The sequence below is a fragment of the Flaviaestuariibacter terrae genome (assembly GCF_054777635.1).
Map to the genome: position 1 here is coordinate 132,424 of NZ_BAAHAL010000004.1, position 7,480 is coordinate 139,903.

At 54.0% G+C, this 7,480-nt stretch carries 6 protein-coding genes and 1 rRNA gene; 5 read left to right on the forward strand and 2 right to left on the reverse strand.

The annotated features are described in order from the left end of the window. Positions 1-90 precede the first annotated feature (90 nt). From ACYU7Z_RS00645 to ACYU7Z_RS00665, 5 genes are all read left to right on the forward strand, one after another. Positions 91-945, forward strand: a complete 855-nt coding sequence (locus ACYU7Z_RS00645) for a sensor histidine kinase (RefSeq protein WP_460566582.1) — start codon at positions 91-93, stop codon at positions 943-945. Next, entirely contained in the window at positions 887-1,552 is a 666-nt protein-coding gene (locus tag ACYU7Z_RS00650; protein WP_460566584.1) for a response regulator, read from the forward strand. Before ACYU7Z_RS00645 ends, ACYU7Z_RS00650 begins: the two co-directional genes overlap by 59 nt. A 1,115-nt stretch (positions 1,553-2,667) precedes the next feature. Next, positions 2,668-3,345 (forward strand): hypothetical protein, encoded by a 678-nt coding sequence (locus ACYU7Z_RS00655; protein ID WP_460566586.1) that lies wholly within the window; start codon positions 2,668-2,670, stop codon positions 3,343-3,345. A gap of 75 nt (positions 3,346-3,420) precedes the next feature. Further along, on the forward strand, positions 3,421-4,179 hold the full coding sequence (locus ACYU7Z_RS00660; protein WP_460566588.1) for a sensor histidine kinase: 759 nt from the start codon (positions 3,421-3,423) through the stop codon (positions 4,177-4,179). 32 nt (positions 4,180-4,211) lie between these two features. After that, entirely contained in the window at positions 4,212-4,862 is a 651-nt protein-coding gene (locus ACYU7Z_RS00665; protein ID WP_460566590.1) for a response regulator transcription factor, read from the forward strand. Between the two features lie 162 nt (positions 4,863-5,024). Here the strand turns inward: ACYU7Z_RS00665 and ACYU7Z_RS00670 are convergent, their stop codons facing one another. Together ACYU7Z_RS00670 and rrf are read right to left on the reverse strand one after the other, a co-directional pair. Then, complete coding sequence (locus ACYU7Z_RS00670; protein ID WP_460566592.1) at positions 5,025-7,085, reverse strand: alpha-ketoacid dehydrogenase subunit alpha/beta; 2,061 nt, start codon at positions 7,083-7,085, stop codon at positions 5,025-5,027. A 315-nt stretch (positions 7,086-7,400) separates the two neighbouring features. Beyond that, positions 7,401-7,480, reverse strand: a 5S ribosomal RNA gene (gene rrf, locus ACYU7Z_RS00675); the annotation flags it as partial.

Genomic DNA, 7,480 nt, shown 5'->3' on the forward strand with positions numbered 1-7,480 from the left:
CGCTGTTGTAAACCGGCCATGGGAAAAATCCCATCAAAAACTGTTTTTTTTCCCATACGAAAGTTGAAGGGGGCTGTTAACTTTAGTTTCATGCACAATCTCACACCGCCCCGGTATATCGCGGTGTTCCTGGTTGCCACCATCATCGTTATCACCGCGGTGCTGGGTGTGCTGATGACCCTGCTGCTGATGAACCAGAAACGCCACCTCGCTTTCCAGGCCTCGCTGCTTGCGCTGAAGTCGGAGCACGCCCAGAACCTGCTGCGCTCCCAGATCGAGATCCAGGAGCTGACCTTCAAGAATATTGCCCAGGAGATCCACGACAATATCAACCTCTCACTGACGCTGGCCAAGCTGACGCTCCACCAGATGAACGAGCTGCTTCCGGTGAAGGACATGGCCGAAAGCGCGCAGCAACTTATCAGCGGCGCCATCAACGACCTCAGCTCCATTTCCCGCGGCCTTAATGCCGACATCATTCACCAGCAGGGTCTGTTCAACGCGCTGAAGGCCGAGATCGATCGCATCCGGCGCGTGTCGCAGCTGCAGATTGAATTCGAGATTACGGGTGAGACGGCTTTCATCACGGCGCAGCAGGAACTGCTGGTCTTCCGGTCGGTACAGGAATGCTTCAACAATATCCTGAAGCATGCCCAAGCCTCGAGTGCGAGCCTCCGCCTGCTGTACGCACCGGAGCGGATCCGCGTGGAAGTGCGCGACGACGGCGTTGGGTTTACGACCGAGGAAGTGGTCGCCAAGCGCGGAAAATCAACCGGGATCCATACGCTCCGCAGCCGCGTGGAGCTTCTGTACGGATCCTTTTCGGTGCATTCGGTTCCCGGTGAGGGCACACAATTCATTTTTGAACTACCAATAGGCGACCCGCATGAAAAAGAACAAAACGATCCAGATCGCACTGGCCGACGACCACATCCTGCTCCGTAACGCGCTCTCCCACCTCGTCAGCGGGTTCGAGAACTGCGCTGTCCTGCACGAATCCGGCGACGGCTCCGAGCTGCTGGAGAAAATACGCGCCGGCAAAGTGCCCGACATCGTACTCCTCGACCTCAACATGCCGCACCTGAACGGCTACGACACGGCCGAGGCCCTGCAGCGCGACTTTCCGCAGGTGAGTACGCTGATGCTGACGATGTACGATTCAGAGCTCGCGCTGATCCGGCTGCTTCAGTTGGGCGTAAAAGGGTTTATCAAGAAAGACGCTTCCCCCACCGAGCTACGCTGCGCCATCCAGTCGGTGATCGAAACCGGCTTCTATTATTCATCGCAAACCGCGGGCAAGCTGGCCAACATGTTCCGGCAGCAGGCCGCCGGCGAGCGGCCGCCCGGTCAAAACACGATGCTGAGCGACCAGGAGCTGCGCTTCCTCAAGCTGGTCTGCTCCGACCGCACCTATAAGGAGATCGCCCAGGAAATGAAGCTGACACCCCGTTCCGTGGACGTATTGCGCGATGCGCTGTTCTTCAAGCTGGATGTCAAAAGCCGCGTTGGCCTTGCGATGCTCGCGGTGAAAAATGGGTTGGTGACGGATTAAACAAAAAATAATTGCAGTGACAACTTTAGAACGAATAATCCACAACGTAAATAATGATTGGAAAGAGAGCTTTTACTGCAAACCGATTGTCGAATCGGTATTACTCTTTTCCTTCTTTTCAATTCGGCAGTCAAAAAGGCAGGTCCATCTAAAGAAGATCGGAGCAATTTTTTGCGTTGGCTTCTTTGTAATTTTTCTTTCTGCCGATATCTACTTTGTAATATTTAAACTCCTTAGGCCAAAATATTCGTGGACATCTTTTGGCAAAACCTATGAAGTCATTAACGGCCTTTTTGTAATTGTTGAGTATTATCTATGTATTGAACTGGTGAACTATGACTTAAATGTTCCTTCCCTGAAATCTTTCGCTAGGCTCCTTGGAGCACTTCTTTTAGTGGTCCACTTCATAATTTTTATCGCGCTTAGTGGTGCACAATCGTCGGCTGAGGCCAGAATTTTGGGAGAGTTGGCATCTGGGCTTTCTTATGCCTTCTTCACCATTTACTTGACGGTATACTACTTGACGCTATACAAGGAAAATATAATGTCCACATTTGTGACGCCAACTATGTATGCGTTCTTCTGCTATGTTGTGTTGTCGTTACTTTTTTTCCCATGTTCAGCCTTCTTGAAAATGCAATCGAACGCGCAGCTAGCCATTATCATAAATACTTATCACTTGCTGCTGATAATTATCTTAACGCTTATACTAGTCTATAACGTCCGGAAGCATCCGATTCAATCAATTAGCTATCTGAAATTCGAAATCTAGGCTAAGTCGTCGTAAAGACACCATATTTAGATAGTAATTTTACTATTTTTGGTACGTAGAATTTCGCTTTTTCAATCGTATTCCTCCGTTCGAATAGTTAGGTAAAATCCCAATACCACTGAGTTTCAAAGCGAAATCGGTTAGACGATAAGGAATTTCACTTATTCCCTTCGGTTTCGGTGATGTTCAATTTTACACCACCTAAAAACGAAAACTTACTGGTATGAAAACGAAAACTATCTACCGTTCCCTCCCCACAGACCCGATTCCCCCGGATGCGGCTTGGTGGGACGCTGTATAAGGCAAACTTAAAAAGATTTGAAAGGTTTTCTATATTTGGTCGATGACCAAAACTATAGAAGACCTTTTTTATTATATAGCGACCTATATTCCGCTATTGCCTTGCCTGGTCTTCTTCCTAACATTTACTCAAAGCAGGAAAAACAAGGTCCTGAAAGTTATTTCACTGTATGCGGGCTTTGAATTTCTAACCAACTTCTCCACTCAGTTCGTCACGATGCGCGTGACACTGTTACTTTATTCAATTTTTACTCTCGTTGAGTACACTCTCCTATCTCGGGCCTTTTTTCACATTATTAAAGCGAAAATTGCCAAAAAGATCATTTTTTTTCTGAGTATTGGGTTTACAGCCTTTTGGTTGATTTATCGATTTTACGGCCCAAAAAACGTTTTAGATTCCGTGCCCATTGGCGTGGAATCTATTCTTCTGCTCATTTACGCGTTTTACTTCCTTTTTGAAGAAATGGACAACGTTTCGCAAGGTCCATTGTATACCCGCTTCTCCTTTTGGATTGTGGCGGGCATTCTTGTTTACCTCGCTGGCAATTTCTTCCTATACGTTTTCGCGAATCAAGTAGATACGAGAACCCGCCACATCTTCTGGATGTTTGGAAATTTGTGTGCTATTTTAAAGAATGTTGCATTCGTCGTCAGCATCATGACATTCATGAAAAACAGATACCTACCTTTTTCACTCAGAGCCGAACCAGGCATATTGTAGCAGATAAATATGTTCCTAATACAAGCAACGACAGCCACATCAGTTTCTACCGCCCTACTATTAGGCACGTTGGGTATGTTGGTACTCGTCGCCGGCCTCATCCTTTTCATCATCTTCCACCAGCGCAAGGTGATTCGTTACCAGAACACCCTGCAGGAAATGGAGCAGGAGCAGCAGAAGGTGCTCCTCAACGCATCCGTGAAACTCCAGGAGGAGGAGCGCTCGCGTATTGCCGCCGACCTCCACGACGATGCCGGCCCGCTGCTGGCCACGGCCCGCCTCTACCTCAACGAGAACCTGGTGAACCTCGACAAGGCCACGCAGCTCCAGAGCATCTTCCAGGCCCGCCAGATCCTCGACGACACCATCCAGCTGATCCGCAACATCTCCCATCAGCTGATGCCCCCTACCCTGCGCAACTTCGGCCTCGAAAGCGCCGTCAACGACCTGGTGCAGAAGATCGGCGGCTCCGGCCAGCTCAATGTGTCGAGCCGCTTCCACGAGTACCGCGAGCGCCTCCGCCCCGATACCGAGCTGCTCATCTTCCGCGTCATCCAGGAACTCGTCAACAACATCCTCAAGCACTCCAATTCCTCCTTCATCCACATCACCCAGCACATGCAGGGCGACAACTTCGTCCTCCGCCTCCACCACGACGGCCGCGGCATCGTGCAGGCCGACTTCGAGCGCCTCAACAAAAGCAAGACGGGCCTCGGCCTCAAGAATATCAGCAGCCGCCTCCGCGTGGCCCACGGAAAGATCCTCTTCGAGAAGGACGCCTCCCAAACCTATTACAAAGTGACCCTCGAGGTGCCCCGTGAGGAGGTCCAATAAATCCTAACTTTGCCCCGAGGTAGCAAGAACCTATGGAAGTCATTAAAGTGGCGATCGCCGATGATCACAAGATTTTTCGCAAGGGCGTCATCCTGTCGCTCCGCCAATACGCCAATATCAAATTCGTTCAGGAAGCGGAAAACGGTGAGGAGCTCCTCAACGGCATCGCGCTTTCCGACCCGGATGTCGTACTGATGGATCTCCGGATGCCCATCAAAGACGGCATCGAAACCACCAAGCAGCTTTCCAAAGACCGTCCCGGCATCCACATCATCGTACTGAGCATGTACGAAGACGAGCGCTTTGTGTCGCACATGATGGAGAACGGCGCCCAGGGCTACCTCCTCAAAAACGCCGAGCCCCAGGAGATCCGCAAGGCCATTATCGACGTGTACGAGAAAGGCTATTACCTCAACAACTTCGTCAACCGCATCCTCCTCAAGAAGGCGCACAGCCGCCAGAAGACGATCCCCTCCCTCAACAGCGAGATCGTGCTCAACGACCGCGAAAAAGACGTGCTGAAATATATCTGCATGGAGTACACGGCCACCGAGATCGCCGAGAAAATGGATATCTCCAACCGTACCGTCGAAGCCATCAAAGACCGCCTCATGGAACGCTTCGGCTCCAAGAACACCGCCGGCCTCGTCTTCTTCGCCGTCAAGAACAACCTGGTGGATTAAGCGCGCAGGCGCGCTCATACGCAAAGACACGACGACACAACGGCACAACGATAGCTAACGAAGAAGCCCCGCAATGCGAGGCTTCTTCGTTTATTACTTGGCAATTCTATCGTGCCGTCGTGCCGTAGCGACTTCGCGCTCCAGGCCGCTTGCGGCCGTCTATCAGTAGTTGAGCAACTGTCCCAGCCGCTCCGACACTTTTGCCGCTGTCGGCAGCATCGCCGCCTCGAGGCCCGTATTGAGCGGAACCGCCGGCAGGTTGAGCGCGCCGAGTACTTCCACCGGCGCGTCGAGTGAGCGGAAGCAGGCTTTGGAGATACGTCCCGAGAGCGCCTCGGCAAAGGAGTTGTTCTGCTGCTCCTCGGTAAGCACGAGGCATTTCCCATGACGCCGCACGGTTGCAAACACCAGCTCCTCGTCGAGGGGGAAGAGGGTGCGCAGGTCGATGACCTCCACGCGCCCGGGATAATTCTTCGCCGCCGCCTTCGCCCAATACACGCCCATGCCGTAGGTGATGACGCAGCAGCTTTCCCCGTTGTCGACGGCTTCATCGTCAGCCGCCAGTACCACGGCACCCTTTCCGAAAGGCAGCACGTAGTCGGCTGCCGGCTCCACGGTCTTGGCGTCTTCCGTGCCCGGCACCTTGCTCCAGTAAAGGCCCTTGTGCTCAAGCATCACCACGGGGTTCGGGTCGAGGTAGGCCGCCTTCAGCAGGCCCTTCATATCGGCTGCGTTCGACGGGTACGCGATCTTGATCCCCTTTACTGTAAGCAGCGTCGATTCCACGGAACCGCTGTGGTACGGACCGCCGCCACCGTACGCCCCGATGGGCACGCGGATGATGCTCGATACCGGGAACTTGCCGCAGGAGAGGTAGCAGCTTTTCGAGATCTCGGTCACCAGCTGGTTGAAGCCAGGATAGATATAGTCGGCGAATTGTACTTCTACGATTGGCTTGAGGCCAACGGCGCTCATGCCCACCGTCGATCCAATGATATAAGCTTCCTGGATGGCGGTATTGAATACACGGTGGTCGCCGAACTGCTCGCCGAGGGTAGCCGCTTCGCGGAATACACCACCAAGGCGCTTGCCCACATCCTGCCCGTAAAGAAGGCATTCGGGGTTTTCGGCCATGAGCTCGCGGATCGCGAAAAGCGCCGCGTCCACCATGATCACTTTGTCTTTTCCGGCAGGCGTGCGCTCACCGCGCTCCTCCGTTACCGGTGTCGGCGCAAATACGTGGTCGGCCACACGCGCCGGATCGGGCTCGGGCGCCGCCACCGCGCGCTCAAAGGCATCCTTGATTTCGATGGTAACTTCTTCTTCAATCCGCGTTAACTCCGCAGGATCTACGGTACCGGCGAGCTTCTGGCGCAACAGGATCAGCGGATCGCTGCAGGCATGCTTCGCCAGGTCTTCCTCGCTTCGGTAAAATTCCTTGCGGACACCGCTCGTGTGGTGATTGAGCAGGCAGGTTTTGGCGTGAACCAGCCAGGGACGGCGGTTGGCGCGCACGTGGTTCACCACCTTGCGCATCGTATCGGCGGAGGCCTCGAAATCGGTGCCATCCACGCGCACGCGGTTGAGGCCTTTGAAGCCGGCGGCGTATTCATAGGCATCCATCGCCCGTCCCTCGGCCGCCGTCACGGAGATCCCCCATTCGTTATCCTGCACGAGGTAAATCACCGGAAGCTCTTTCAACACGGCAAACTGGAAGGCCTCGCTCACTTCGCCCTCCGTTACCGACGCATCGCCCAGTGAACAGATCACCACCGGGAGCTCGCCGTCGGGGCCTTTCTGCAGAAGCGGCGATTCAATGCGCTCGAGGTACTGGATGCCCTGGGCCAAACCCGTCGTAGGGATCACCTGCATCCCCGTGGCGCTGCTTTGGTGGATCATCTTGGGACGATCGGCCTGCCGGCTGTTGGGATGGCTGTAATACGAGCGCCCACCGGTAAAGGGATCGTCTCCCTTCGTCAGGAGCTGGAGCATCAGCTCGTACGGGCTCCAGCCGCAACCAAGCAGAAGGCTTTCGTCGCGGTAGTAAGGGCTCACCCAATCGCAGGGAAGCAATTGCAGCGCGGTGGCGAGCTGGATCGCCTCATGCCCGCGCGAGGTGGAGTGCACGTACTTGGTGATCGTACGGTTGGCCTCGTAGGTTTCGGCCATCTGCTTGACCCGGTACATCTGGCGGTAGGCGTATAGCAAAGAATCGCGGTCCATAAGGAAGGTTAGTGAGCCGCAAAAGTAAGCGAATCGGGGGGAGCGCACCGCTCAAAACTCATTCGGCGGCAACCACGGCTTGCTGTGCTGCAGCAGGGTGCCCAGCAGGAACCCCGGGTAACCGGATAGCAGCACCTTTTTCCTATCGAAGCAATCGACGAAAAAGGCAGCGATGGAACCCAGATGCGCCGGCGCTGACCGGGGAAGGCGCAGTACGCGATGGTCATGATACGGTAGGAACTGCAGTCTCAGGAGAACCGGATGTTCGGCGCATAAAAAAAGCCCCACATTACTGTGGGGCTGATTTTGTAATAAATATGGCGGCTACCTACTCTCCCGCATGTTGGTGCAGTACCATCGGCCATGAGGGGCTTAACTTCTCTGTTCGGGATGGG